The organism is Paraburkholderia sp. BR10923, assembly GCF_040948765.1.
GTDB lineage: Bacteria > Pseudomonadota > Gammaproteobacteria > Burkholderiales > Burkholderiaceae > Paraburkholderia > Paraburkholderia youngii.
On record NZ_JBFPKO010000003.1, the window covers coordinates 344,533 to 371,514 of the forward strand.

Below are 26,982 nucleotides of genomic sequence, written 5' to 3' on the forward strand. Positions count from 1 at the left end.
TTCCAAACAAACGATGCAAAAATAATCAGGAATCCTAGTTTCAAGCCTTCGACATCGACGCGGTAATCATCCTTACGAGCCGCTATCGCAAAGCGGCTCGATCATCATGAAAATCGCGGCGATTATGGCTCAGTTCAATTGAAGATCCGTCCCGTTTAGCCCTTAAAAAAGCGGCGTTTGTTGCATTTTCGAGACGTCCGCCGCAGCGTCGAAACGGCCTGCCAAAGAGCTTCGATCCACGCGACTACCCCCACGGATTTTGCCGCCCCCCGTCCACCTTACATTTGACGTGATTCGCGTCGTTAGCATATGTTTTACCGCATCGTGAAGGCACGTTTCACGCCGTTATAGGTTGGCCTAAAGTCTTGAATTGCCTGCAACTATCGCTTACAATCGCCCGGATTTAATTGCACGGCAACCCCGTAAGCACTGCGTAAATTCGCGGGCTGAACGAGACTTTCGGAACATTGGGATGGCGGTTAAAACGTCGAATCTGTCGCCGAAAAATGGTGACGACAGACACCGCGCTGAACGCTCCGCACCCCAGACGTCCGCCAGTCGGCAGTTCGATCCGGCCGAAGCGTGGGATGACGCGCAGGAAGATAACAATATCGTTCCGCTCACGCGGGCCGAGGCGGAAAAGCTGTTTGGTCCCGGCGTGGGTCGTCCATCGCGCGTGACGCCGTTCAGGGTCGTCGCAGCGCAAATGGTTTTGTCCCTGGTTGCAACGCTGTTGTGGTGGCTGTTCGACAAGCCGCCGGGCGCTGCTGCGCTGTCAGCGTTCCTGGGGGGGGCGATCTGCTGGGTGCCGGGTGCGTTGTTCGCGGCGCGACTGGAAAAGCTGGGCGGCGCCGAGACCGTGATGAGTTGGATGATCGGCGAAGCATTAAAGATGGGGACAACGATTGCGATGTTTGTCGCAATCGCCTTCTGGTATCACGACGTACGTTGGATTCCGCTGCTGGTGACCTACCTCATCGCGCTGAAGACTTACTGGATCGCCTTGGCGTGGCGCTAAGGTAGCAGCACAAAAAATAGTAGCAAAAAGAATTTAAGGCCGGCGCGGAGCGCCGGCACGGGTGTGCGGACGAGACTGGGCCCGCACCCGGCGCGTTCCCGCATACGGTATTTCGGTGGGAACGGCCTAGAACGATTTTCGACAATTTGGGTGGCTTTAACGATATGGCAGCTAGCGAAGGCACGCGCGCAATGGATCCGTCCGAGTACATCGCGCACCACTTGCAGAACTTTTCCACCGCACACCAGACGTCGATTTTCGACATCCATGTGTGGAATCTCGACACCCTTTTCTGGTCGATCGTGTGCGGCCTCGTCACGATCCTCGTGCTGCATCTGGCAGCCCGCAAGGCGACGTCCGGCGTGCCGGGCCGCTTCCAATGCGCGATCGAAATGCTGGTCGAAATGGTCGAGGATCAATCGAAGGCCATGATCCACGGCTCGCGCACCTTCATCGCGCCGCTCGCGCTGACGGTGTTCGTCTGGGTCGCGCTGATGAACTCGCTCGACTTTATCCCCGTCGACCTGCCGGGCCGCTTGATCGGCTGGCTGGGCCTCTCCGAAGTCATTCCGCACCACCGCCTCGTGCCCACCGCCGACCTGAACGGCACGATCGGCATCGCACTCGGCGTGTTCGTGCTGATGATTTACTACAACTTCAAGATCAAGGGCGCTGGCGGCTTCGTGCATGAACTGCTGTCCGCTCCGTTCGGCGCGCATCCGCTGCTGTGGATCCCGAACCTGGCACTGAACATCATCGAGTTCGTCGCGAAGACGGTCTCGCTCGGCATGCGGCTATTCGGCAACATGTACGCGGGCGAACTGTTGTTCCTGCTGATTGCCCTGCTCGGCAGCATCTGGAGCTTCGGCGCGGACACGACGGTGCTTGGCTTCATCGGCCACGTGGTCGCCGGCACAGTGTGGTCAATCTTCCACATCCTGATCGTTCTGCTGCAGGCGTTCATTTTCATGATGCTGACGCTGGTGTACATCGGCCAGGCACACGACGCGCACTAACCCGCGTTGTCGGCAAAGAATCGTAGTTTTTCAAATCCCAGTTCCAACCAGTTCTAAAAGACTTTTCACAAAGGAGTGATCATGCAAGCTTTCATCGCCAACATCCAGGGTCTGACCGCCATCGGTATCGGCATCATCATCGGCCTGGGTGCTATCGGCGCCTGTATCGGTATCGGTCTGATGGGCGGCAAGTACATCGAAGCATGTGCCCGTCAGCCGGAATTGATGAACCCGCTGCAAACCAAGATGTTCCTGCTGGCTGGTCTGATCGATGCGGCGTTCCTGATTGGCGTTGGTGTGGCAATGCTGTTTGCGTTCGCGAACCCGCTGCTCTCGAAGCTGGCAGGCTGAGGTTCCTCGGAGGTTTGCGCCTGAGCTATAACAAGTAAAGGCGCAGGGCGGAACGGGTACTGGGGCGCTGATCGAGCAGAATCGATGAGCGCCTTGCCGTTTCACTTTCCGAACAAGCAACGTTTAAGGAAACACCGTGAATCTCAACGCAACCCTGTTTGCGCAAATGGTCGTGTTCCTGATCCTCGCGTGGTTCACGATGAAATTCGTGTGGCCGCCGCTGATCAACGCCCTCGACGAGCGCGCGAAGAAGATCGCCGACGGTCTGTCCGCCGCGGAAAAGGGCAAGCAGGAACTCGAAGCCGCTCATAAGCGCGTCGACCAGGAACTGGCTCAGGCTCGCAACGATGGCCAGCAACGCATCGCCGACGCTGAAAAGCGCGCTGTCGCAGTCGCCGACGAAATCAAGGCTCAGGCGCAGGCGGAAGCCGCCCGCATCATCGCGCAGGCGAAGGCCGACGCGGAGCAGCAAGTCGTGAAGGCGCGCGAAGCGCTGCGTGGCGAAGTCGCTGCACTCGCTGTGAAGGGCGCTGAACAGATCCTGAAGCGCGAAGTCGACCAGGCAGCTCACGCTGACCTGCTGAATCAACTGAAAGCCGAGCTCTGATCATGGCCGAACTTGCAACCATCGCCCGTCCGTACGCGGAAGCGCTGTTTGGCGTGGCCGAAGCTGGTGACATCGCCGCCTGGTCCACGCTCGTGCAGGAGCTGGCACAGGTTGCGCGTCTGCCCGATGTGCTGTCGATCGCCTCGAGCCCGAAAGTGAGCCGCGCCCAGGTTAGCGATCTGCTGCTGGCTGCGGTCAAGTCGCCGCTCAAGGACAACGCGCAAGCGAAGAATCTGGTGCAGATGCTGGTGGACAACCATCGCCTGCAGCTGCTGCCTGAAATCGCCTCGCAGTTCGAAGAGTTGAAGAACGCCCGCGAAGGCGCGGCAGATGTGCTGGTCGTCAGCGCATTCCCGCTCGAAGGTGCGCAGTTGAACGAACTCGTCGCAAGCCTCGAACGCAAGTTCAAGCGCAAGCTGAAGCCGACGGTCGAAATCGATCAGTCGCTGATCGGCGGCGTACGCGTGACGGTCGGCGACGAAGTGCTCGATACCTCGGTCCGCGCGCGGCTCGCCAGGATGCAAACGGCCCTGACGGCCTGAAGCGCTTCGCGCTTTAGCGGCTGGCACGCAACAGAATTGACTATCAGGAGCGAATAATGCAACTCAATCCCTCTGAGATCAGCGAGCTGATCAAGAGCCGGATCCAGGGCCTTGAAGCGAGCGCAGACGTTCGCAACCAGGGCACCGTGATCTCCGTGACCGACGGTATCGTGCGTATCCACGGTCTGTCGGAAGTGATGCAGGGCGAAATGCTCGAATTCCCGGGCAACACCTTCGGTCTGGCGCTGAACCTCGAGCGCGACTCGGTCGGCGCCGTGATTCTGGGTGAATACGAACACATTTCGGAAGGCGACATCGTCAAGACGACGGGCCGCATTCTCGAAGTGCCGGTTGGTCCGGAACTGCTCGGCCGTGTGGTCGACGCGCTCGGCAACCCGATCGATGGCAAGGGCCCGCTCAATGCGAAGATGACCGACGCAATCGAAAAGATTGCACCGGGCGTGATCTGGCGTAAGTCGGTTTCGGAACCGGTCCAAACCGGTCTGAAGTCAATCGACTCGATGGTGCCGATTGGCCGTGGCCAGCGTGAGCTGATCATCGGCGACCGCCAGTGCGGCAAGACCGCAGTCGCCGTGGACGCGATCATCAACCAGAAGGGCAAGAACCTCGTTTGTATCTACGTCGCGATTGGCCAGAAGGCTTCGTCGATCATGAACGTAGTGCGTAAGCTCGAAGAATCGGGCGCGCTGGAATACACGATCGTCGTGGCCGCTTCGGCTTCGGATTCGGCCGCGATGCAATACCTCGCGCCGTACGCCGGTTGCACGATGGGCGAATACTTCCGCGATCGCGGCCAGGACGCGCTGATCGTTTATGACGACTTGACCAAGCAGGCTTGGGCATACCGTCAGATCTCCCTGCTGCTGCGCCGCCCGCCGGGCCGTGAAGCTTACCCGGGTGACGTGTTCTATCTGCACTCGCGTCTGCTCGAGCGTGCTGCTCGCGTCTCGGAAGAGTACGTCGAGAAGTTCACCAACGGTGAAGTGAAGGGCAAGAGCGGTTCGCTGACGGCACTGCCGGTCATCGAAACGCAGGCAGGCGACGTGACCGCATTCGTTCCGACGAACGTGATCTCGATTACCGACGGCCAGATCTTCCTTGAAACCGACCTCTTCAACGCAGGTATCCGCCCGGCAATTAACGCTGGCGTGTCGGTGTCGCGAGTGGGTGGTGCGGCTCAGACGAAGGTCGTGAAGAAGCTGTCGGGCGGTATCCGTACCGACCTCGCGCAGTACCGTGAACTCGCTGCGTTCGCGCAGTTCGCATCGGACCTCGACGAAGCGACCCGCAAGCAGCTCGAGCGCGGCCGCCGCGTGACGGAACTGCTGAAGCAGCCGCAGTATCAGCCGCTGCAAGTGTGGGAACTGGCTGTGTCGCTGTTCGCGGCGAACAACGGCTATCTCGACGACCTCGAAGTTGCCCAAGTCCTGCCGTTCGAGAAGGGCCTGCGCGATCACCTGAAGTCGAGCCATGCTGACCTGGTCAAGCGTATCGAAGATACCAAGGAACTCTCGAAGGACGACGAAGGCCTGCTGCACGCGGCCGTCAAAGACTTCAAGAAGTCCGGCGCTTATTGATCCGCGAGTGATCCGCAAGGCATAAACGGACCTTGAAGCGGCGCGGGCCGCATGCGAATGCTCCCGCGCTGCTTCGGCCGCTTTGCATGGGACCCGGGTGAGCGCTGAAGCGCTAACCCGGGCCGACAAAGGAGCAAGCAATGGCTGGAATGAAGGAAATTCGCGGCAAGATCAAGAGCGTGCAAAACACGCGCAAGATCACGAAAGCGATGGAGATGGTGGCCGCATCAAAGATGCGCCGCGCTCAAGAGCGCATGCGCGCTGCTCGCCCGTATGCCGACAAGGTCCGCGACATCGCCGCGCACATGAGCCGTGCGAACCCGGAGTATCGTCACCCGTTCATGGTGTCGAACGAAGGCGCGAAGGCGGCCGGTATCATCCTCGTCACGACTGATAAAGGTCTTTGCGGCGGGATGAACACCAACGTGCTGCGCGCGTCGCTGCAGAGGTTCAAGGAACTTGAAGGTCAAGGCAAGACGATCGAGGCAACCGCGATCGGCAGCAAGGGTCTGGGCTTCCTGAACCGTCTGCAGGCGAAGGTCGTGTCGAACGTCGTGCAACTGGGCGATACGCCGCATCTGGAAAAGCTGATCGGCGCCGTGAAGGTGCAACTCGACCTGTTCTCGGAAGGCAAGATTTCGGCGGTGTACCTCGCGTACACGCGCTTCGTCAACACGATGAAGCAGGAGCCGGTGATCGAGCAACTGCTGCCGTTGTCGGCGGACCAGTTCGAGCGCACGGAAGAAGACGGTACGACGCCGAACACGCAGTGGGACTACATCTACGAGCCGGATGCGCAAGCAGTGGTGGACGAACTGCTGGTGCGTTATGTCGAAGCGCTGGTCTATCAGGCCGTCGCGGAAAACATGGCATCGGAGCAGTCGGCCCGCATGGTCGCGATGAAAGCCGCTTCGGACAACGCGAAGACGGTCATCAGCGATCTGCAGCTCGTGTACAACAAGAGCCGTCAGGCCGCGATCACGAAAGAACTGTCGGAAATCGTCGGTGGAGCGGCGGCCGTCTGACCTCGGTCAGACAGGTCGTTGCGTGTGCGCCTGAGCGGCGCACCCATCGGAGAAACTGCGCCTTTGCGCGAGTGAAGAATTGAGTATCTAAAGGAAAAGCGATGAGTACTACTGCTTTGGTAGAAGGCAAGATCGTACAGTGCATCGGCGCGGTGATCGACGTGGAATTTCCGCGTGAATCCATGCCGAAGATCTACGACGCGCTCATTCTCGAAGGTTCGGAGCTGACGCTCGAAGTCCAGCAGCAGCTGGGCGACGGCGTGGTCCGTACCATCTGTCTGGGTGCTTCGGACGGTCTGCGCCGCGGCACGATCGTCAAGAACACCGGCAACCCGATCAGCGTGCCGGTCGGCAAGCCGACCCTCGGCCGTATCATGGACGTGCTGGGCCGTCCGATCGACGAAGCCGGCCCGATCTCGAACGAAACCACGCGTGCGATCCACCAGAAGGCTCCGGCGTTCGATCAACTGTCGCCGTCGACCGAGCTGCTCGAAACCGGCATCAAGGTTATCGACCTGATCTGCCCGTTCGCAAAGGGCGGTAAGGTGGGTCTGTTCGGTGGCGCCGGTGTGGGCAAGACCGTGAACATGATGGAACTGATCAACAACATCGCGAAGGAACACGGCGGTTATTCCGTGTTCGCCGGTGTGGGCGAGCGTACCCGCGAAGGGAACGACTTCTATCATGAAATGAAGGACTCGAACGTTCTCGACAAGGTCGCGCTGGTGTACGGCCAGATGAACGAGCCGCCGGGCAACCGTCTGCGCGTTGCGCTGACCGGTCTGACGATGGCCGAGCACTTCCGTGACGAAGGCCTCGACGTGCTGTTCTTCGTCGACAACATCTACCGTTTCACGCTGGCCGGTACCGAAGTGTCGGCACTGCTCGGCCGTATGCCGTCGGCAGTGGGCTATCAGCCGACGCTGGCTGAAGAAATGGGTAAGCTGCAAGAGCGTATTACGTCGACCAAGACTGGTTCGATCACGTCTGTGCAGGCCGTGTACGTCCCTGCGGACGACTTGACCGACCCGTCGCCGGCTACGACCTTCGGCCACCTGGACGCAACCGTCGTGCTGTCGCGTGACATCGCTTCGCTTGGTATCTACCCCGCAGTGGATCCGCTCGATTCGACCTCGCGTCAGATCGACCCGCACGTGATCGGCGAAGAGCACTACTCGATCACGCGCGGCGTGCAGCAAACGCTGCAGCGCTACAAGGAACTGCGCGACATCATCGCGATTCTGGGCATGGACGAACTCGCGCCGGAAGACAAGCTCGCTGTCGCGCGTGCTCGTAAGATCCAGCGTTTCCTGTCGCAGCCGTTCCACGTCGCTGAAGTGTTCACGGGTTCGCCGGGCAAGTACGTGCCGCTGAAGGAAACGATCCGTGGCTTCAAGATGATCGTCGAAGGCGAGTGCGATCACCTGCCGGAGCAAGCGTTCTACATGGTCGGCACGATCGACGAAGCCTTCGAAAAGGCCAAGAAGATCCAGTAAAGGTCGGGTGTAACGAAGCGGGCGCGGGCCTCGCGCATCACGACTGCCAAAACGGTAGTGTTGAGCAGAGCCAGCGTCTCTTATTACGCTCAACCCGCCTTGCATGGGACGGGGGTCAGCACTAAAGCGCTAACTCTCGTCGACAGGAGTCGACACATATGGCAACCATTAAAGTAGACGTCGTCAGCGCGGAAGAGGAAATCTTCTCGGGCCAGGCGAAGTTCGTCGCGCTGCCAGGCGAAGCGGGTGAACTCGGCATTCTGCCGGGCCACACGCCGCTCATCACACGGATCCGTCCGGGTGCGGTGCGCATCGAAGTTGAAAACGGCGAAGAAGAGTTTGTGTTCGTCGCCGGCGGCATCCTCGAAGTCCAGCCGGGCGCAGTGACGGTTCTCGCCGACACCGCGATTCGTGGCAAGGATCTCGACGAAGCCAAGGCCGAAGACGCACGCAAGCGTGCGGAAGAGGCGCTGCAGAACACGGGTTCGAACCTCGAGTACGCGACCGCACAAGCGGAGCTCGCGTACGCGACCGCACAACTCGCGGCAATCCAGCGTCTGCGCAAGCTGCGCGGCCAGCACTAAAGCAGCACGTAGCAGAAGAAAGCAGCCCACGCGGCTGCTTTTTTTTGGTATCTGGTTGACGTTTACGTAAAGGACGGCAAAATCCATGAGGGTGGAGACATAGGCGTCGCTCGGCGCGATGCGGTGCGGGTAAGACTTGATGCCGGCCCGGTACGCGCCGGTGCACAATCGATTTCAAATTCATTTCAATCGAGCGCGCTCGCGCTCACGGAGACAACACCATGGCAACGCATAGCTCGGGCGAAGGTGCGCTCATCGAACCCGCAGATGGACTGTCGTACGTGCGCGGGTCGACTGAAAATCCGTTGAGCGAAGCGACCGTCGGCGAGTTTCTGCGCGACACCGCGGCGCGCTTTCCCGAACGACCGGCCGTGGTGTTTCGCGAGCAGCGCATTCGCTGGACGTGGAGCGAATTCGCGCAAGAAGTGGACGTGCTTGCGTCCGGGCTGCTTGCACTCGGCATCGCCAAGGGCGACCGCGTAGGCATCTGGTCGCCGAACCGCGTCGAGTGGCTGCTGACGCAGTTCGCGACCGCGCGTATCGGCGCGATCCTCGTCAATATCAATCCGGCCTACAGGCTCGCGGAGCTCGAATATGCGCTGAACAAGGTCGGTTGCAAGGCGATCATCACCGCGGAGCGCTTCAAGACGTCGATGTACCTCGAGATGCTGCAGGAGCTTGCGCCCGAACTCGCGACGCAGCCGCCGGGCGAACTGCATGCCGCGCGGCTGCCGGAGCTGCGCTACGTGATCCGCATGTGCGACACGGAGACGCCAGGCATGCTGAGCTTTTCCGATGTGATCGAGCGTGGGCGCGCGTCGTTCGACGCCACCCGGCTCGATGCGATCGGCGCGACGCTGTCGTGCCGTGAACCAATCAACATCCAGTTCACCAGCGGCACAACGGGCAATCCAAAGGGCGCGACGCTGACGCATCGCAACGTCGTGAACAACGCGCGCTATATCGCGATGGCGATGCGGCTCAGTGAGCAGGACGGCCTGTGCATTCCAGTGCCGCTGTACCACTGCTTCGGGATGGTGCTGGCGGTGCTCGCATGCGTGTCGGTTGGGGCGAACATGGTGTTCCCGGGCGAGGGCTTCGATCCCGCCGCGACGCTCGCCGCGACAGCTGAGGAAAAATGCACCGCGCTGCACGGCGTGCCGACGATGTTCATCGCCGAACTCGACCATCCGACCTTCGCGTCTTACGACTTCTCGCGGCTGCGCACCGGCATCATGGCGGGCTCGCCGTGCCCGATCGAGACGATGAAGAAGGTCGTCTCGAAGATGCACCTAAGCGAGATCACGATCGCCTACGGCATGACGGAAACCAGCCCGGTCTCATTTCAAAGCTCGACGACCGATCCGCTCGATAAGCGGACGACGACTGTCGGGCGCATCCAGCCGCATCTCGAAGTGAAAATCGTCGATCCACTGGGCAATATCGTCCCGGTTGGCGAAACCGGCGAGCTATGCACGCGCGGCTACTCGGTGATGCTCGGTTACTGGGGCGACGAAGCGAAGACGCACGAGAGCATCGTCGACGGCTGGATGCATACGGGCGACCTGGCGACGCTCGACGCCGAAGGCTATTGCAACATCGTCGGCCGGCTGAAGGACATGCTGATTCGCGGCGGCGAAAACATCTATCCGCGCGAGATCGAGGAGTTTCTGTTCCGCCATCCGAAGATCCAGAGCGTGCAGGTCTTCGGCGTGCCCGATACCAGGTACGGCGAAGAAGTATGCGCGTGGATCGTGCTGCGGACGGGTGAACAGGCAACGGCAGAAGAGATCCAGCAGTTCTGCCACGGACAGATTGCGCACTACAAGGTGCCGCGATATATCCGCTTCGTCGACGAACTACCTATGACCGTAACCGGCAAGGTACAAAAATTCGTGATGCGCGAAAGCATGATCAGCGAATTGAAACTCAGAGAGGACAAGACGGCATGACGCTGCCGCGGCAGGCTCCGCAGCCAAACATGAGCAATGGGTGAGGAGTAGAACTGAAGTTGCGCGGCGGACATTCGTCGCGCGCAAACGTTTGAGCAGACGAAAAAAAAGCGGGCCTGGAGCCCGCTAAAAACCACACGCTACGGGGTTAGCGCGAGGAGACCAATGATGGGACGGTTATGCCGACGACCCTGCGTCGATCACGGCCCCAGCAGGGATGCCCCTTCACAGGGCTTCGGCAACCGCCGACCGGCAAGTGCATCGTATCCGCTCACACCGCGCACACAGCCACATCCGTGTTGAAACCGTTGAGGGCATTGTGGGCGAATTAACCTACGAAGGCGGTAACAAAGTGTTTCAGGTTGTAACGCCCGCCAGATAAGGCGTTGCGGGATTTATTGCCAAAATAAAAGCGTGTGAAACGTAGTTTTTACCGATGCCTGCGACGCAACTCAATATGCATGATTGATGCCAGTCATGACGCACATCGCTGTATAGATTCGGTCATTCATCAGCGTGAAATGGTTGCATTTGCAGCTTTTGAGCGACGAACTTCCTGCGCAACAAGCACTGCGGCTATGCCTTCAAATACTCGCAAACTGGCGAAAATCTGCGCTGCAATGTAGCGACACGAAGCCGCGTGCGCTGCTGGTTAAAAAGGGGCCCATGTCTTCCCTATAGAGCTGATCCGGCAGTTATTACAGCTCGAAGCCGTCGCCCTTCGTTACATCCTCGCCGACGCGACGTCTTCAGGCCTGCGCAAACCGCCCTTGCCGCAATTAGTTAGCAGCTGACGGCCCGGCACGGACACGGTCGGCTTATTTCAACCACTTGTCCGAAATAGCCTGATACTCGCCGGTCGCTCGGGCGAGGTGCAGCCACTGATCGACGTATTGCTGGAACGCGACGTCGCCGCGCGGCAGCAGCCATGCCTTCTCGCCGTACTGGAACGGCTTGTCCGGATGCACCGAGCATAGGCCGGGATTGAGCTTCTGCTGTAGCAAGGTCTCCGACGCATCCGTTACCATCACGTCCGCCTTGCCCGCGAGAATCTGTTTGAAGATCGTCACGTTGTCCGGATAAACGGTCACGTTCGCGTGCGTGAAGTATTGCTTCGCGAACTTCTCGTTGGTGCCACCCGGGTTGACGATCACTCGCGTGGACGGTTGATCGATCTGCGCGACCGTCTGATATTTGTTGACGTCGTCGCAACGGACGATCGGCGTCTTGCCGTCGATCATGTAAGCCTGAGTGAAGAACGCATGCTTCTGGCGCTCGAGCGTCGGCGACACACCGCCGATGCCGATGTCGCACTTCGCGACGAAGTCGTTCATCAGGTTCGACCACGACGTCTTGACGAACTCGACCTTCACGCCGAGCGACTTCGCGAGCGACTCAGCCATGTCGATATCAATGCCCTCGAACTGGCCATCGCCTTTGTAGAACGAGTACGGCTTGTAGTCGCCGGTAGTGCAGGCGCGTATCGTGCCGCGGTTGATGATGTCGTCGAGCCTGGACGGCGCGGCCGCGGTGCTTTGGGCGTTGGCCACGCCGACATGCATCAGGACGCCGGCGAGCGCGCCGAGCATTGCGAGTGCTGCCTTCTTCATCGAGTCTCCTGGTGGTGTGTAGTGTGTAATTCATCGGTAAAGCTGTCGGATAGTAGCTTGGCAGCGCGGGCTTGAACATCGGCCGTTCAGCCAGGGTGACCGGGGCAGCGAAAGACAGCGACCCGAAGCCGTACACGCAGTGGCGGCCGGCAGCTGGCGGAGGTGCGCCGGAGCTGCACTTCGCCCGCTTCCCACGACGCGCCGTCGCAACGTCGATTACCCCGCGATGCGCGATGACCGCGGCCGCCTCCGGTAAAATGCTCTTTTGCCCTCAGCTCTCCAGTCGCACGCAACGTGGCCCATCAACTCCTGAACGACACTTTCCTGCGCGCGCTGCTGCGCCAGCCCACCGACTACACGCCGATCTGGCTGATGCGGCAAGCTGGCCGCTATTTGCCGGAATACAACGCCACGCGCGGCCGCGCGGGCAGTTTCCTCGGTCTCGCGAAGAATCCGGCTTTCGCGACGGAAGTCACGCTGCAGCCGCTCGATCGGTATCCGCTCGACGCCGCGATCCTGTTCTCCGACATCCTGACCGTGCCCGATGCGATGGGCCTCGGCCTCGATTTCGTCAACGGCGAGGGGCCGAAATTTGCCCGTCCGGTGCGCACCGAAGACGACGTCGCGCGCCTCGCGGTGCCGGACATCGACGCGACACTGCGCTACGTGACCGACGCCGTGCGTGAAATCCGCTCGGCGCTAAAGGACGCGCAAGGCCGCCAGCGGGTGCCTTTGATCGGCTTCTCGGGCAGTCCGTGGACGCTCGCGTGCTACATGGTAGAAGGCGGGGGCTCGGCGGACTTTCGCACGATCAAATCGATGCTGTACGCGCGTCCCGATTTGCTGCAGCGGATTCTCGAGATCAACGCGCGCTCGGTCGCGGCATATCTGAACGCGCAAATCGAAGCCGGCGCGCAAGCAGTGATGATTTTCGACACATGGGGCGGAGCGCTCGCCGATGGCATCTATCAGCGCTTTTCGCTGCGCTACATCGAGCAGGTGGTAAGTCAGCTGAAGCGCGAGCACGACGGCGAAAAAGTGCCCGTGATCGCCTTCACGAAGGGCGGTGGCCTGTGGCTCGACGATATCGCCGCGAGCGGTGTCGACGCGGTGGGCCTCGACTGGACCGTGAACCTCGGTAAGGCGCGCGAGCGTGTCGGTGGCAAGGTGGCGCTTCAGGGCAACATCGATCCGTCGGTGCTGTTTGCACCGCCCGCCGCTATCCGCATGGAAGCGCGCGCGGTGCTCGACAGCTTCGGCAATCATCCCGGCCACGTTTTCAACCTGGGTCATGGCATTTCGCAGTTCACGCCGCCAGAGCATGTTGCCGAGTTGGTCGACGAAGTGCATCGTCACAGCCGCGCGATTCGTAGTGGTGCACATACGACCTCGTGAGACTGTAATCGTTACCGTTTCGTGTTGCGTCGCAGCGAATTGGGCTCTGGGCCTAAGGACCGTAGTTCCTTGAAGAGGCCGTCAGATGGTGGTCTTACGAAAGTCAAGAGTTGACTTATGCACACTTCGCACGCTGCGGCGCAGTAGAGGCTTTAATCGTGGCCGGACCCTTGCACAAAGCCGGCGCATTTGATCTGAGCCTTGTCGGGCAAGGCTTTGCGGCGAGCGGGATGAAATGTGCGGAATCCCACACAAGGCCGTCGCTAGGCCATTTGCGGCCCGTCGAAGCGAAGTTCTCAACAAAGTTATCCACAGGGCCACGCGCCGAGCGGAATTGTTCAGCCGAATCCAAAACTTAGCGGTGAAATTAAGGTTTTACTTTAACTTCGACGGTATCGCCTACCGCGCGAGCCACCGCGCGCCGCGATTTGGCCTCGTGCCGGCTCGTCCTCAGCGCCTCGCCGAGTGAACGAAGTGTTCGTCCGCGTCGCGCTCGATCATCCGCTGCCGACCTTGTTCGACTACCGCTGCGGTACATCCGAGGCGGCTGTCGTGGGCGCGCTCGTCAGCGTTCCGTTCGGCAAACGGCACGTGGTGGGGCTGATCTGCGAGGTGGCCGCCCACAGCGAGGTGCCCGCCGAACGCCTGCGGGATGTGGATAAGGTCTGCGCGTCGTGTCCGCCGGTGTCGGCGCATTGGCTCGCGCTCGCCGGGTTCGCCGCGGACTACTATCAACGCGGTCTCGGCGAAGTGGCGCTGCCCGCGCTGCCGCAGGCGCTGCGCGACGCGTCGCGCTGGTCGCGGCTGTTCGCGCCGGAAGAGCGCTATCGGTTGACGCCCGAGGGTCGCACGGCATTGCCTGACGCGTTGCCGGCCCGCGCGACGGCCCTCCGAGGGCTCGCGCAGGCACTCGCGCAAGCCGACTTCCTGCTCGCCGCCGACGCCCGCGCGCTGCATCCGAAAGCGCTGGCGACACTCGACACATGGCAGGCCGCTGGCTGGGTGACGCTCAACGTGATCGACGCCGCCGCGGTGCCCGCCGCCGCTTCGCTGCGGGACGCGCCCGCGCCGGTTCTGCCGACCCTCACCGACGAGCAGGCGAGTGCTGTCGAAGCTATCCGCGCCGCCGACGGCTTCGCGCCGTTTCTGCTGCACGGCGTGACGGGCAGCGGCAAAACCGAGGTGTACCTGCGCGCACTTGCCGCGATTCTGGCCGCCAGGCCGGATGCGCAAGCGCTCGTGCTGGTGCCGGAAATCAACCTGACGCCGCAGTTCGAGGCGGCGTTCCGTGCCCGCTTCGCCGCGCTCGACGCCAGCGCGATCGTCACGCTGCACAGCGGCCTCGCCGAAGGCGAGCGCGCCCGCAACTGGTTTGCCGCCCACACCGGCCGTGCGCGCATCGTGCTCGGCACACGGCTCGCGGTACTCGCGTCGCTGCCGCGGCTGGCGATCATCGTTGTCGACGAAGAGCACGATCCGGCCTACAAGCAGCAGGAGGGCTTGCGCTATTCGGCGCGCGATCTCGCGATTTATCGGGCGAAACAGCTCGATGTGCCGGTCGTGCTCGGCTCGGCGACGCCATCGCTCGAGAGCTGGTGGCAGGCCGATCAGGGCCGCTACAAGCGGCTCACGCTGTCGCGCCGGGCCGTCGCCGACGCCGTGCTGCCGGCCGTACGCCTGATCGATCTCGAAGACGAGCGCCGCCGCGGGCGGGCGTCGATCGAAGGCTTGTCGGGTCCGTTGATCGCCGCGATGAAGGCGCGACTCGAACGCGGCGAGCAGAGCCTCGTGTTCCTGAACCGACGTGGCTACGCGCCGCAACTCGCCTGCGACGCGTGCGGCTGGGTGGCCGGTTGTCCGCGCTGCAGCGCCTACGTCGTGCTGCACAAGCCCGAGCGCGCGCTGCGCTGCCATCACTGCGGCTGGGAGTCTCGTATTCCGCGTTCGTGCCCGGAGTGCGGCAACGTCGACATCGCACCGTTCGGACGCGGCACGCAGCGCGTCGAGGAAACGCTCGCCAGCGCGGTTCCGGGCGCCCGCGTGCTGCGTATCGATGCCGATAGCACGCGCCGCAAAGGCAGCGCGCAGGCGTTGTTCTCCGACGTGCACGCGGGCGAGGTCGATATTCTGGTCGGTACACAGATGATCGCCAAAGGACACGATTTCCAGCGCGTGTCGCTGGTAGGCGTGCTGAACGCCGATACCGCGCTGTTTTCGCATGATTTCCGCGCGAGCGAGCGCCTGTTCGCACAGCTGATGCAGGTGAGCGGCCGCGCGGGCCGCGCCGGTCTGCCGGGCGAAGTGCTGGTGCAGACGCGCTATCCGCGTCACGCGCTGTATCACGCGCTGGGCCGTCACGACTACGTCGGTTTCGCCAACTCGACGCTCGCGGAGCGACGCGACGCGCACCTGCCGCCGTTCGTCTATCAGGCGCTGCTGCGAGCCGAAGGCCGCACGCTCGAAGCGGCGCTCGCGTTCCTGCAGCAGGCCGCCGCCGAGCTTGCGCAGATTCCGGCCGCCGAGCGTGTCACCGTATACGACGCGGTGCCGCTCACGATCGTCAAGGTGATGCACGTTCATCGCGCGCAGCTGCTGATCGAAAGCGCGTCGCGCGCCGCGCTGCAGGCCACGTTGCGTGCATGGCAGCCGCTGTTGCGCGCGCTCAAGGGCGTGCTGCGCTGGAATCTCGAAGTCGATCCGCTCGACATCTGACGCCACGGCCCAGGTGACGCCGGCCTTACTTCTTTGAGTCATATCCATAGAGCGAATGATCGTTTCGCTTTGCGATAGCGCTCGCCTATATTCGCCAAATCGGCGCATTTTGCGGCTAAACGACAATAATTTCGCGCCGATGCCACTCAACTTTCTCGGGGCATCTGCAATGAGCGACACCCATCATCCCGCACCGGCGGGCGCCGCACCGGGTCATCGGCAAGGTACACAAGACGCGCAAACCGCACGAGGCAGCGGCTTTTCGCTGACCGAAGACTGGCTCGCCGCTGGCGTCGGCCTGCTCGTGATCGTGATTGCGTGGGCGCTGTTCGCGTCGGGCAGCAGCATCAGGTGGCTCGCGGTCGCGCCGGCCAAATGGTCGAGCGTCGCGCAGGCCGCGCAGGACATCGGCAAACGTCTACCCAACTACCTCGCGCTGTTCGCGACATTCGCGGTGCTGTTCGGAGCGAGCGTCGCTCTGCTCAGGCAGCGCGTAGGCGCGTTTCTCGCGGCGTTCGTCGTCGTATTCGTCGCTTCCGCGCTGATCCTGACGCTCGGCGCGTGGGTCGACGCGTCGAAGTACAACCTCGAGCCGCCGCTGGTGGCGCTCGCGCTCGGGCTCCTCGTATCGAACCTGTTCACGCTGCCGCAGTGGCTCGGGGCGGGGTTGCGCGTCGAGTTTTACATCAAGGTCGGTATCGTGCTGCTCGGCGCGACGCTGCCGTTCACGTTGCTCGTGTGGGCCGGGCCGGTCGCGGTCGTGCAGGCGAGCATCGTGTCGTTGGTGACGTTCTTCGTGATCTTCTTCGTTGCGCGCGCGTTCGGGCTCGATCGGCGCTTTGCCGCCGTGCTCGGTGTCGGTGGCGCAGTGTGCGGCGTGTCGGCGGCGATCGCGATTGCCGGCGCGGTACGGGCGAAGCGCGAGCAGGCGTCGGTCGCGATCACGCTGGTCGTCCTGTGGGCGGTCGTGATGATCTTCGTGCTGCCGTTCGTGTCGCGCTCGCTCGGCCTGTCGACGGCCGTCGCCGGCGCCTGGATCGGCACCTCCGAATTCGCCGACGCCGCGGGCATCGCCGCCGCCCAGGCCTACGGCGATTTCGCGCGGCACGCAGGCGGCGCGATCGCCGGCGCGCCGGAAGCGTCGTTGCAGGCGTTCACGCTGATGAAGGTGGTCGGCCGCGACATCTGGATCGGCATTTGGGCGTTCGTGCTCGCAATCGTCGCGACGACGCGCTGGGAAGCGCAGGACAGCGGCGTCACCGCGCGCGCGAATGCCGGTGAGATCTGGGCGCGTTTCCCGAAGTTCGTGATCGGTTTCGTGATCGCGTCGGCGTTGGTCACGTGGATCGCGAGCCATTATTCGCTCGCCGACTACCGCAAGGTCGTCACGCCGGAGTTCGTCGCGCCGATCACGGTGCTGCGCACGTGGGGGTTCACCTTCTGCTTCCTGAGCATCGGTCTTACGACGCGCTTCCGCTCGCTTGCGGCGACCGGTCTTAAGCCGTTCCTCGCGTTCACGGCGGGCGTGGTGGTCAATATCGCGATCGGATATGCGCTGTCCGCGCACGTGTTCGCGTCGTACTGGAACAGCCTCGGATAATGCCCGTGAAGGTTTCCAACGATCGTGGCGCGGCAAACACGCCGTGCTGCGCCGGATGCCGGCATCGCGTGAGTGAACGGGACGCGCTCGAGCAGCGTATTCCAGGGCTTGTCGCGTTTAGTTCGGGGTTCGGCGCGAGCGTCGCCGATAGCAGGCTGTGTCGTCTGCACGACCAGCTGGTTTCCCCCGGCGATGTCTGTGCGCAGTTCGAGCCCGTTGCGCCGTCGCTCGGGCCGCGCTGACCCGTAAGCGACCTGCAGGCGCCAAGCTCCGCGCACCAATCCAACTGCAAGTTCGCACACCCGCGCGCGTCCGGCTTCATGAGCCGTCGCGCGGGCTCCCCCCGATCTCAGTCGTTCAGCGCGTTTCGCGTATCGCCCGCCGATCCACGCGAGGCCGCGCTTGCCTGTTTGCGCTCGTCTTCGCGCGGATTCGAGCTTCTGGTCGCGCCTCGAATGAAAAACACCGCACAGGCCGCGCACATCACCCAGATGCCCAGTATTACCAGCCACTTTTCCATCACACCAACCCTCGGGAACCCCGTTTATCTATTCTGCGTGCCCTGAAACCGACGTTTCCGGCCGTCCATCGTCGTGCTTCTGTATATCGGCGCGCGAAGCCGTTTGATAAGGCTTATTTCAAAAAGAATCACGCCAGGGAAAGTACCGATCGAAAACACCACGGTCCGACTCTCGCTCACCGCCCGGAAAGCCCCGTCCCACAAGGCTCGCGGCATGGTGCAACCAACCTGTCGAACTGGTTGCACCTTTTTATTTGTAGGCGTACGATTCGCCCAACTTTTAGTCTTTCGCCAGGCTCACGCCCGGTATCAAAGAAGGAAACATGGCTAGCACCACCCTTGGCGTCAAGGTCGACGACCTCCTGCGTTCCCGGCTCAAAGATGCCGCCACCCGCCTCGAGCGCACCCCGCACTGGTTGATCAAGCAGGCGATTTTCGCCTACCTCGAAAAGATCGAGCACGGCCAGTTGCCGGCCGAACTGTCGGGCGCAACCGGCACGGCCGATCTCGCCGACGGCGCGGCGGTCGAGAACGAGGAAGATGGCGCGTCGCATCCGTTCCTCGATTTCGCGCAGAACGTGCAGCCGCAGTCGGTGCTGCGCGCGGCGATCACCGCCGCGTATCGCCGCCCTGAACCCGAATGCGTGCCGTTCCTGCTCGGCCAGGCGCGTCTGCCGGCCAACCTCGCGGGCGACGTGCAGGCGATGGCCGGCAAGCTCGTCGAAACGCTGCGCACGAAGAGCAAGGGCGGGGGCGTCGAAGGGCTGATTCACGAATTTTCGCTGTCGAGCCAGGAAGGCGTTGCGCTGATGTGCCTCGCCGAGGCGCTGCTGCGCATTCCCGACCGCGCGACCCGCGACGCGCTGATCCGCGACAAGATCAGCAAGGGCGACTGGAAATCGCACGTCGGCCAGGCGCCGTCGCTGTTCGTCAACGCGGCGACCTGGGGTCTGATGATCACCGGCAAGCTGGTGACGACCAATAGCGAGACGAGCCTGTCGTCGGCGCTTACGCGGCTGATCGGCAAGGGTGGCGAGCCGCTGATCCGCAAGGGCGTCGACATGGCGATGCGCCTGATGGGCGAGCAGTTCGTCACCGGCGAGAACATTTCCGAAGCGCTCGCGAACAGCCGCAAGTACGAGGCGCGCGGTTTCCGCTATTCGTACGACATGCTCGGCGAAGCGGCCACCACCGAGGCCGACGCGCAGCGCTACTACGCCTCATACGAACAGGCGATCCACGCGATCGGCAAGGCCGCGGGCGGCCGCGGCATCTACGAAGGCCCGGGCATTTCGATCAAGCTGTCGGCGCTGCATCCGCGCTACTCGCGCGCGCAGCAGGAACGCACGATGAGCGAGCTGCTGCCGCGCGTGCGTTCGCTCGCGATCCTCGCGCGCCGCTACGACATCGGCCTCAATATCGACGCCGAAGAAGCCGACCGCCTCGAACTGTCGCTCGATCTGCTCGAAGCGCTGTGCTTCGATCCGGAGCTGCAAGGCTGGAACGGGATCGGCTTCGTCGTGCAGGCGTATCAGAAGCGCTGCCCGTTCGTGATCGACTACATCGTCGATCTGGCACGTCGCAGCCGTCACCGCATCATGGTGCGGCTCGTGAAGGGCGCGTACTGGGATACGGAAATCAAGCGCGCGCAGGTCGATGGCCTCGAGGGCTATCCGGTCTACACGCGCAAGGTCTATACCGACGTGTCGTACCTCGCCTGCGCAAAGAAACTGCTTGGCGCGCCCGATGCCGTGTATCCGCAGTTCGCGACGCACAACGCGCACACGCTGTCGGCGATCTATCACCTCGCCGGCAACAACTACTACCCCGGCCAGTATGAGTTCCAGTGCCTGCACGGTATGGGCGAGCCGCTGTACGAAGAAGTCACCGGCCGCGACAAACTGAACCGCCCGTGCCGCGTGTACGCGCCGGTCGGCACGCATGAGACGCTGCTCGCGTACCTCGTGCGCCGGCTGCTCGAAAACGGCGCGAACACGTCGTTCGTGAATCGCATCGCCGACGAATCCGTCGCGATCAAGGACCTGGTCGCCGATCCGGTCGAGGAAGCGTCGAAGATCGCGCCGCTCGGCGCGCCGCACGCGCGCATTCCGCTGCCGCGCAATCTGTACGGCGCCGAGCGGCTCAATTCGATGGGTCTGGATCTATCGAACGAGCATCGGCTCGCGTCGCTGTCATCGGCGCTGCTCGCGAGCGCGCATCATCCGTGGCGCGCCGCGCCGATGCTCGAAGACAACGAGATCGCCGCCGGCGCCGCACGTGACGTGCGCAACCCGGCCGACCATCGTGATCTCGTCGGCACGGTCGTCGAAGCGACGCCGGAGCACGTGAGCGCCGCGCTCGGTCATGCGGTGGCCGCCGCGCCGATCTGGCAGGCGACGCCGGTCGAGGCGCGCGCCGATTGCCTCGCGCGTGCCGCCGATCTGCTCGAAGCGCAGATGCACACGCTGATGGGACTCGTGGTGCGCGAAGCGGGCAAGTCGCTCGCCAATGCGGTCGCGGAAATCCGCGAGGCGATCGACTTCCTGCGCTACTACTCGGCGCAGATCCGCGACGAGTTTTCGAACGACACGCATCGGCCGCTCGGTCCGGTGGTCTGTATCAGCCCGTGGAATTTCCCGCTGGCGATTTTCATGGGCCAGGTGGCCGCCGCGCTCGCAGCCGGCAACACGGTGCTCGCGAAGCCGGCCGAGCAGACGCCGCTGATCGCAGCTCAAGCTGTGCGGATTCTACGCGAAGCGGGCGTGCCGGCGGGCGCGGTGCAACTGCTGCCGGGTAATGGCGAGACGGTCGGCGCCGCGCTGGTCGCCGATCCGCGCACGCGGGCGGTGATGTTCACCGGTTCGACCGAAGTCGCGCGTCTGATCAACAAGACGCTGTCCGGCCGACTCGATCCGGATGGCAAACCGATCCCGCTGATCGCCGAAACCGGCGGCCAGAACGCGATGATCGTCGACTCGTCGGCGCTCGCCGAACAGGTCGTCGCCGACGTGCTGCAATCGTCATTCGACTCGGCTGGTCAACGGTGTTCGGCGTTGCGCGTTCTATGTCTGCAGGACGATGTTGCAGACCGCACGCTCGAAATGCTGACGGGCGCGATGCGCGAGCTCGCGCTCGGCAACCCGGACCGGCTGTCGACCGACGTCGGGCCGGTGATCGACCTCGACGCCAAGCGCGGCATCGACGCCCACATCGCGACGATGCGCGACAAGGGCCGCAAGGTCGAGCAACTGCCGCTGCCGGAAGGCGCGACGCAGGGTACGTTCGTGCCGCCGACGCTGATCGAGCTCGACAGCATCGACGAGCTGAAGCGCGAAGTGTTCGGCCCGGTGCTGCACGTGGTGCGCTATCACCGCAGCCAGCTCGACAAGCTGCTCGAACAGATTCGCGCGACGGGTTACGGTTTGACGCTCGGCATTCACACGCGCATCGACGAAACGATCGCGCACGTGATCAGCCGCGCACACGTGGGCAACATCTACGTGAACCGAAACGTGATCGGCGCGGTGGTCGGGGTGCAGCCGTTCGGCGGCGAAGGACTGTCCGGTACGGGCCCGAAGGCCGGCGGTGCGCTGTATCTGCAGCGCCTGCTCGCGACCCGTCCGGCTGGTTTGCCGAAGTCGCTCGCGCAGGCGCTGGTGGTCGAAGTGCCGCAGGCGGCGCAGGCAGCCGAAAAGGGCGACAATCCGGCGGCCGCGCTGACCGCGTTGCGCGACTGGCTGATCGCCGAGCGCGAGCCGCAGCTTGCCGCGCGTTGTGACGGCTATCTGTCGCATGTGCCCGCGGGCGCAACCGCGGTACTGTCGGGGCCGACGGGCGAGCGCAATACATACACGCTGGGCCCGCGCGGCACGGTGCTGTGCATCGCATCGACGGCGAGCGGCGCACGCGTGCAGTTCGCGGCGGCGCTGGCTACGGGAAATCGTGCGTTGTTCGAAGGCGCGGCCGGTGAACAATTGGTCTCGCAATTGCCGGTGTCGCTGAAGGCGCATGCGAGCGTGAAGAAGAGCGCCGACGCACCGTTCGACGCCGTGCTGTTCGAAGGCGACAGCGACGAGCTGCTCACGCTCGTGAAAGAGGTCGCGAAGCGCGCGGGGCCGATCGTGTCGGTGCAGGGCGTCGCGGCCCGGGCGCTTGCGAGCGGCGAAGAGGACTACGCGCTCGAGCGTCTGCTGACCGAGCGCTCGGTCAGCGTGAATACCGCGGCGGCAGGCGGTAATGCGAATTTGATGACGATCGGTTGAGCGAACCTCGGCGATTTCTTCAATAGAAAGGAAGCGGGCACGGCGACCCCGACACCGCTTCATCCACACCTGGTATCAAGGAGAAGCTATGCAACACAAAATGAAACAGCTGGCAGGCGCAGCTCTGGTTGCCGCTATGTCGCTGGCGGGGACGGCCAACGCTCAATCGACGGAAGACGTGAAGATCGGCTTCGCCGGTCCGATGACGGGCGCACAGGCGCACTACGGCAAGGACTTCCAGAACGGCATCACGCTCGCGGTTGAAGAGTTCAACGCGACGAAGCCGGTGATCGGCGGCAAGCCGGTTCGCATCGTGCTCGACTCGGCCGACGACCAGGCCGACCCGCGCACCGGCACGACGGTCGCGCAGAAGCTCGTGGATGACGGCATCAAGGGCATGCTCGGCCACTTCAACTCGGGCACGACGATTCCGGCCTCGCGCATCTATGCGAACGCGGGCATTCCGCAGATCGCGATGGCGACCGCGCCGGAATACACGCAGCAGGGCTTCAAGACCACCTTCCGCATGATGACGTCTGACACACAGCAAGGCTCGGTCGCCGGCACGTTCGCGGTGAAGAACCTCGGCATGAAGAAGATCGCGATCGTCGACGATCGCACCGCTTACGGCCAGGGCCTCGCGGATCAGTTCGAGAAGGCAGCGAAGGCGGCCGGCGCGACGATCGTCGATCGTGAATACACGAACGACAAGGCCGTCGACTTCAAGTCGATCCTGACCAAGCTGAAGTCGTCGAACCCCGATCTGATCTACTACGGCGGCGCGGATTCGCAAGCGGCACCAATGGTGAAGCAGATGAAGCAGCTCGGCGTGAAGGCGCCGCTGATGGGCGGCGAAATGGTCCACACGCCGACCTTCATCAAGCTCGCCGGCGACGCGGCGAACGGCACGGTGGCATCGCTCGCCGGCCTGCCGCTCGATGAAATGCCGGGCGGCAAGGCGTACGTCGAGAAGTACAAGGCGCGCTTCAACGAAGACGTGCAAACGTACTCGCCGTACGCGTTCGATGGCGCGATGGCGATGTTCACCGCGATGAAGAGCGCGAACTCGACCGATCCGGCCAAGTACCTGCCGGTGCTCGCGAAGACCTCGAAGCCGGCCGTCACGACGGCCAACCTCGCGTACGACGAGCGCGGCGATCTGAAGAACGGTGGTATCACGCTGTACAAGGTCGTCGATGGCAAGTGGACGACGCTGCAAAGCGTGGGCGGCAAGTAAGTTTATTTGCTGAACCCGGTTGACCATAAAAACCCCGCTTCGGCGGGGTTTTTTGATTGACGGCGCATTCGAAGCCGCGCAGTCAGTTCAGGTGGCGATTTTCACTCCCCCCGCATTCTCCTCCCCTGCTCTCGAATCATCTCGAGCGTCGCCGCGGGCGTGCTCGCTTCCTGCGGCATGCGAATTTCGATCACGGCCGGCAGTTGCGATTCGATCGCGCGCTGCAACGCCGGCAGAAAATCCGCGGTACGTTCAACGGTCTCGCCATGCGCACCGAACGACCGCGCAAATGCCGCGAAGTCCGGATTCGTGAGACCGGTGCCATGCACGCGATGCGGATAGTGCCGCTCCTGGTGCATGCGGATCGTGCCGAAATGGCTGTTGTTGACGACGATGAACAGCACGCGCAGGTCATACTGCATCGCTGTCGCCAGTTCCTGCGCGGCCATCATGAAGCAGCCATCGCCGGCGAGCGCGACCACCGCGCGTTGCGGATACAGCGACTTTGCCGCGAGCGCCGCCGGCACGCCGTAGCCCATCGCGCCGCTCGTCGGTGCGAGCTGCGAACGGAAGTGTCGATATGAGAAATGTCGATGCAGCCACGTCGCGTAATTGCCCGCGCCGTTGGTGACGATCGCGTCGTCGGGCAAGTGCGCGCGCAATTGCTCGATCACTTCCCCCATCTGCACGTCGCCGGGAGTCGAACGCGGCTTGCGCCATTCCAGATACGCGCGATGCGCTTCTTCAGCGGCACCCGCCCAGGCGAGCTTGCCGGACGTCGACGGCTTCAGTTCCGCCAGCATCGCCGTGAGTTCAGGCATGCCGGAGACGATCGGCAGATCGGCCGCATAGACACGCCCCAGTTCTTCCGCACCCTGATGCACGTGCACCAGCGTCTGTTTCGTCTTCGGGATGTCGAGCAGCGTGTAGCCGTTGGTCGTCGCTTCGCCGAGGCGCGGACCGAGCGTGAGCAGCAGGTCCGCGTCGCGAATGCGCTGAGCGAGCGCGGGATTGACGCCGAGACCGACGTCGCCCGCATAGTTCGGATGCTCGTTGTCGAAGGTGTCCTGGAAGCGGAATGCGAGGCCGATCGGCAACTGCCAGTTTTCGATGAAGCGCCGCAGGTCCGCGCGTGCGGCCGCTGTCCAGCCGCTGCCGCCGGCGATTACCATCGGCCGTTGCGCGCCTTCGAGCAACTCGCCTAGTCGTGCGATCTGCGCTGCTGAAGGCGATGCGGCCACGCGGTGATAAGCGGGCGCGCCAGGCACCGCGTCGCAGGCATCGCTCAAGACGTCTTCGGGCAGCGCCAGCACGACCGGCCCCGGCCGTCCCGAGGTGGCCGTATGAAACGCATGGCTCAGATATTCGGGGATGCGCTTGGGGTCGTCGATCTGCGCGACCCACTTCGCCATCTGACCGAACATGCGCCGGTAGTCGATCTCCTGGAACGCCTCGCGATCGAGATGTTCGCGGGCGCACTGGCCGATCAGCAGGATCATCGGCGTGGAGTCCTGAAACGCGGTGTGCACGCCGATCGACGCATGCGTCGCGCCCGGTCCGCGCGTGACCAGCGCGACACCCGGGCGGCCGGTCAGCTTGCCGACCGCTTCGGCCATGTTCGCGGCCGCGGCTTCGTGACGACAGACGATCGTCTGGATGCGCTCGGTTTCGTCGTGCAGCGAATCGAGCACGGCGAGAAAGCTTTCGCCGGGAACGCAGAACACACGTTCGACGCCGTGCGTGAGCAACGCATCGACGACGAGGCGCGCGCCGGTCGTGCGTGCGGTATGGGAAGCGGAATTGGCAGCGGGAGCATTCGGCAGCGACATTGCGAAGAAGCCTCCTGGCAGTGCGTGAGTGCGTTGTGATGGAGCCGCATCGGCGGAACCTGCAACAGCGGCCGATGGGTGCTTCGACAGCTTACGCCGAGCACGTGGGCGCTGTCATGGCGCAGCGCAACTGTTCGATCGGCGTGGGCGCAACGCGGTCGCCCAAATGAAAAACGCGGGCCACAGAGCCCGCGCTTTTCCGATGCGATTGCATGCAATTGAATGCCGCGCTCACCGACTCAACACTCGACGATATTCACCGCGAGGCCGCCGCGCGACGTTTCCTTGTACTTGGTCTTCATGTCCGCGCCGGTTTCACGCATCGTCTTGATCACCGAATCGAGCGACACATAGTGGCTGCCGTCGCCGCGCAGCGCCATGCGCGCGGCATTGACCGCCTTCACCGATGCCATCGCATTGCGCTCGATGCACGGAATCTGCACCATGCCGCCAACCGGATCGCACGTGAGCCCGAGGTTGTGCTCCATGCCGATTTCCGCGGCGTTCTCGACCTGCTTCGGCGTGCCGCCCATCACGGCGGCCAGCGCCCCCGCGGCCATCGAGCAAGCGACGCCGACTTCGCCCTGGCAGCCCACCTCCGCGCCGGAGATCGATGCGTTCAGCTTGTACAGGATGCCGATCGCGGCGGCCGTCATCAGGAAGTCGATCACGCCCTGCTCGTTCGCGCCCGGCATGAAGCGCGTGTAGTAATGCAGCACCGCCGGAATGATGCCGGCCGCGCCGTTGGTCGGCGCCGTGACGACGCGCCCGCCCGCGGCGTTCTCTTCGTTGACGGCGATCGCGTACAGATTGATCCAGTCGACCATCGACAGCGGGTCCTGCAACGCGCGCTCAGGGTTGCCCGTCAACGCGCGATATAGCTGCGGCGCGCGCCGCTTCACCTGGAAGGGGCCGGGCAAGTGACCATCGGCGTCGGGATTGTTGATGCCGCATCCGCGCGCGACGCATGATTGCATCACGTCCCAGATCTTCAACAGACCCGCGCGCGTCTCTTCCTCGCTATGCCAGACACGTTCGTTTTCCCACATCAGCTGCGCGATGCTCTTGCCGCTCGACGCGCACAGTGCGAGCAACTCGTTGGCGGTGCGAAACGAGTGCGGAAGCTGATCGACGGCGCTCAACACCTTCGTGTTCGGTGCGCCAGCCGTCACGACGAAGCCGCCGCCGACCGACAGATAGGTCGACTCGCGCAGCGTCGCGCCTTGCGCATCGAACGCGAACAGCTTCAGGCCGTTCGGATGCTCGGGCAACGCCTGGCGATAAAACGCGATCTGCTCCTTCTGCACGAAAGGCACCTCGTGCGTGCCGAGCAGCGCGAGTTTGCGCGACGTGCGCACCGCTTCCAGCCGTTGCGCGATCGTGTCGGGATTCACGGTGTCGGGCGCATCGCCCATCAGGCCTAGCATCACGCCGCGATCGGTGCCGTGCCCCTTGCCGGTCGCGCCGAGCGAGCCGTACAGCTCCGCTTTCACCGCTGCGGTGGAATCGAGCAGCCCGTCGCGCTCGAGTCCCTGGACGAACATCAGCGCCGCGCGCATAGGCCCGACCGTATGCGAGCTCGACGGACCGATGCCGATTTTGAAGAGATCGAAAACGCTGACTGCCAT

At 63.2% G+C, this 26,982-nt stretch carries 20 protein-coding genes; 16 read left to right on the plus strand and 4 right to left on the minus strand.

The window, feature by feature from the left end; genetic code table 11:
• Positions 1 to 472 precede the first annotated feature (472 nt).
• The 10 genes from AB3X94_RS07525 (at position 473) to AB3X94_RS07570 (ending at position 10,189) form a co-directional block, all read left to right on the plus strand.
• Positions 473 to 1,018, plus strand: a complete 546-nt coding sequence (locus AB3X94_RS07525; protein ID WP_368611171.1) for an ATP synthase subunit I — start codon at positions 473 to 475, stop codon at positions 1,016 to 1,018.
• Between the two features lie 164 nt (positions 1,019 to 1,182).
• Positions 1,183 to 2,034 (plus strand): F0F1 ATP synthase subunit A, encoded by an 852-nt coding sequence (gene atpB, locus AB3X94_RS07530; protein ID WP_013090956.1) that lies wholly within the window; start codon positions 1,183 to 1,185, stop codon positions 2,032 to 2,034.
• Between the two features lie 81 nt (positions 2,035 to 2,115).
• Entirely contained in the window at positions 2,116 to 2,385 is a 270-nt protein-coding gene (gene atpE, locus AB3X94_RS07535; RefSeq protein WP_007180033.1) for a F0F1 ATP synthase subunit C, read from the plus strand.
• Between the two features lie 136 nt (positions 2,386 to 2,521).
• On the plus strand, positions 2,522 to 2,992 hold the full coding sequence (locus AB3X94_RS07540; RefSeq protein WP_176109927.1) for a F0F1 ATP synthase subunit B: 471 nt from the start codon (positions 2,522 to 2,524) through the stop codon (positions 2,990 to 2,992).
• Positions 2,993 to 2,994: 2 nt separating this feature from the next.
• Positions 2,995 to 3,534: a F0F1 ATP synthase subunit delta gene (locus tag AB3X94_RS07545; protein WP_176109928.1), complete on the plus strand. Its 540-nt coding sequence runs from the start codon at positions 2,995 to 2,997 to the stop codon at positions 3,532 to 3,534.
• A 56-nt stretch (positions 3,535 to 3,590) separates the two neighbouring features.
• The gene (gene atpA / locus AB3X94_RS07550; protein ID WP_176109929.1) at positions 3,591 to 5,132 is read left to right on the plus strand and encodes a F0F1 ATP synthase subunit alpha; all 1,542 of its coding nucleotides are present in this window, start codon (positions 3,591 to 3,593) and stop codon (positions 5,130 to 5,132) included.
• A 140-nt stretch (positions 5,133 to 5,272) separates the two neighbouring features.
• Positions 5,273 to 6,157 carry a F0F1 ATP synthase subunit gamma gene (gene atpG / locus AB3X94_RS07555; protein ID WP_176109930.1) on the plus strand — a complete coding sequence of 295 codons (885 nt, stop codon included), beginning with the start codon at positions 5,273 to 5,275 and terminating at the stop codon, positions 6,155 to 6,157.
• Positions 6,158 to 6,258: 101 nt separating this feature from the next.
• Entirely contained in the window at positions 6,259 to 7,653 is a 1,395-nt protein-coding gene (gene atpD, locus AB3X94_RS07560; RefSeq protein WP_368611172.1) for a F0F1 ATP synthase subunit beta, read from the plus strand.
• A 158-nt stretch (positions 7,654 to 7,811) separates the two neighbouring features.
• The gene (locus AB3X94_RS07565; protein ID WP_008917918.1) at positions 7,812 to 8,237 is read left to right on the plus strand and encodes a F0F1 ATP synthase subunit epsilon; all 426 of its coding nucleotides are present in this window, start codon (positions 7,812 to 7,814) and stop codon (positions 8,235 to 8,237) included.
• Between the two features lie 221 nt (positions 8,238 to 8,458).
• Complete coding sequence (locus AB3X94_RS07570; protein ID WP_176368598.1) at positions 8,459 to 10,189, plus strand: AMP-binding protein; 1,731 nt, start codon at positions 8,459 to 8,461, stop codon at positions 10,187 to 10,189.
• Positions 10,190 to 11,007: 818 nt separating this feature from the next.
• On the opposite strand, the gene AB3X94_RS07575 is transcribed toward AB3X94_RS07570, so the two are convergent.
• Positions 11,008 to 11,799 (minus strand): transporter substrate-binding domain-containing protein, encoded by a 792-nt coding sequence (locus AB3X94_RS07575; protein WP_176109933.1) that lies wholly within the window; start codon positions 11,797 to 11,799, stop codon positions 11,008 to 11,010.
• A gap of 294 nt (positions 11,800 to 12,093) precedes the next feature.
• Here AB3X94_RS07575 and hemE point away from each other — a divergent pair, with 294 nt between their 5' ends.
• The 4 genes from hemE to AB3X94_RS07595 all read left to right on the plus strand — a co-directional run bounded on the left by hemE (position 12,094) and on the right by AB3X94_RS07595 (position 17,748).
• Entirely contained in the window at positions 12,094 to 13,194 is a 1,101-nt protein-coding gene (hemE, locus tag AB3X94_RS07580; RefSeq protein WP_176109934.1) for a uroporphyrinogen decarboxylase, read from the plus strand.
• Between the two features lie 465 nt (positions 13,195 to 13,659).
• Complete coding sequence (locus AB3X94_RS07585) at positions 13,660 to 15,906, plus strand: primosomal protein N' (RefSeq protein WP_368611173.1); 2,247 nt, start codon at positions 13,660 to 13,662, stop codon at positions 15,904 to 15,906.
• Positions 15,907 to 16,075: 169 nt separating this feature from the next.
• Positions 16,076 to 17,506, plus strand: a complete 1,431-nt coding sequence (locus AB3X94_RS07590) for a YeiH family protein (RefSeq protein ID WP_368611174.1) — start codon at positions 16,076 to 16,078, stop codon at positions 17,504 to 17,506.
• A gap of 5 nt (positions 17,507 to 17,511) precedes the next feature.
• The gene (locus tag AB3X94_RS07595) at positions 17,512 to 17,748 is read left to right on the plus strand and encodes a hypothetical protein (protein ID WP_246392092.1); all 237 of its coding nucleotides are present in this window, start codon (positions 17,512 to 17,514) and stop codon (positions 17,746 to 17,748) included.
• Positions 17,749 to 17,855: 107 nt separating this feature from the next.
• On the opposite strand, the gene AB3X94_RS07600 is transcribed toward AB3X94_RS07595, so the two are convergent.
• The gene (locus tag AB3X94_RS07600; RefSeq protein ID WP_176109938.1) at positions 17,856 to 18,026 is read right to left on the minus strand and encodes a hypothetical protein; all 171 of its coding nucleotides are present in this window, start codon (positions 18,024 to 18,026) and stop codon (positions 17,856 to 17,858) included.
• Positions 18,027 to 18,349: 323 nt separating this feature from the next.
• Here AB3X94_RS07600 and putA point away from each other — a divergent pair, with 323 nt between their 5' ends.
• Together putA and AB3X94_RS07610 are read left to right on the plus strand one after the other, a co-directional pair.
• A complete protein-coding gene (gene putA / locus AB3X94_RS07605) occupies positions 18,350 to 22,288 on the plus strand; it encodes a trifunctional transcriptional regulator/proline dehydrogenase/L-glutamate gamma-semialdehyde dehydrogenase (protein WP_368611175.1) in 3,939 nt (1,312 codons plus the stop codon).
• Between the two features lie 88 nt (positions 22,289 to 22,376).
• Positions 22,377 to 23,525 carry a branched-chain amino acid ABC transporter substrate-binding protein gene (locus AB3X94_RS07610; protein WP_368611176.1) on the plus strand — a complete coding sequence of 383 codons (1,149 nt, stop codon included), beginning with the start codon at positions 22,377 to 22,379 and terminating at the stop codon, positions 23,523 to 23,525.
• Positions 23,526 to 23,626: 101 nt separating this feature from the next.
• Here AB3X94_RS07610 and AB3X94_RS07615 read toward each other — a convergent pair whose 3' ends face one another.
• Positions 23,627 to 25,354 carry a thiamine pyrophosphate-binding protein gene (locus AB3X94_RS07615; RefSeq protein ID WP_368611177.1) on the minus strand — a complete coding sequence of 576 codons (1,728 nt, stop codon included), beginning with the start codon at positions 25,352 to 25,354 and terminating at the stop codon, positions 23,627 to 23,629.
• Between the two features lie 239 nt (positions 25,355 to 25,593).
• Complete coding sequence (locus AB3X94_RS07620) at positions 25,594 to 26,982, minus strand: L-serine ammonia-lyase (protein ID WP_176109942.1); 1,389 nt, start codon at positions 26,980 to 26,982, stop codon at positions 25,594 to 25,596.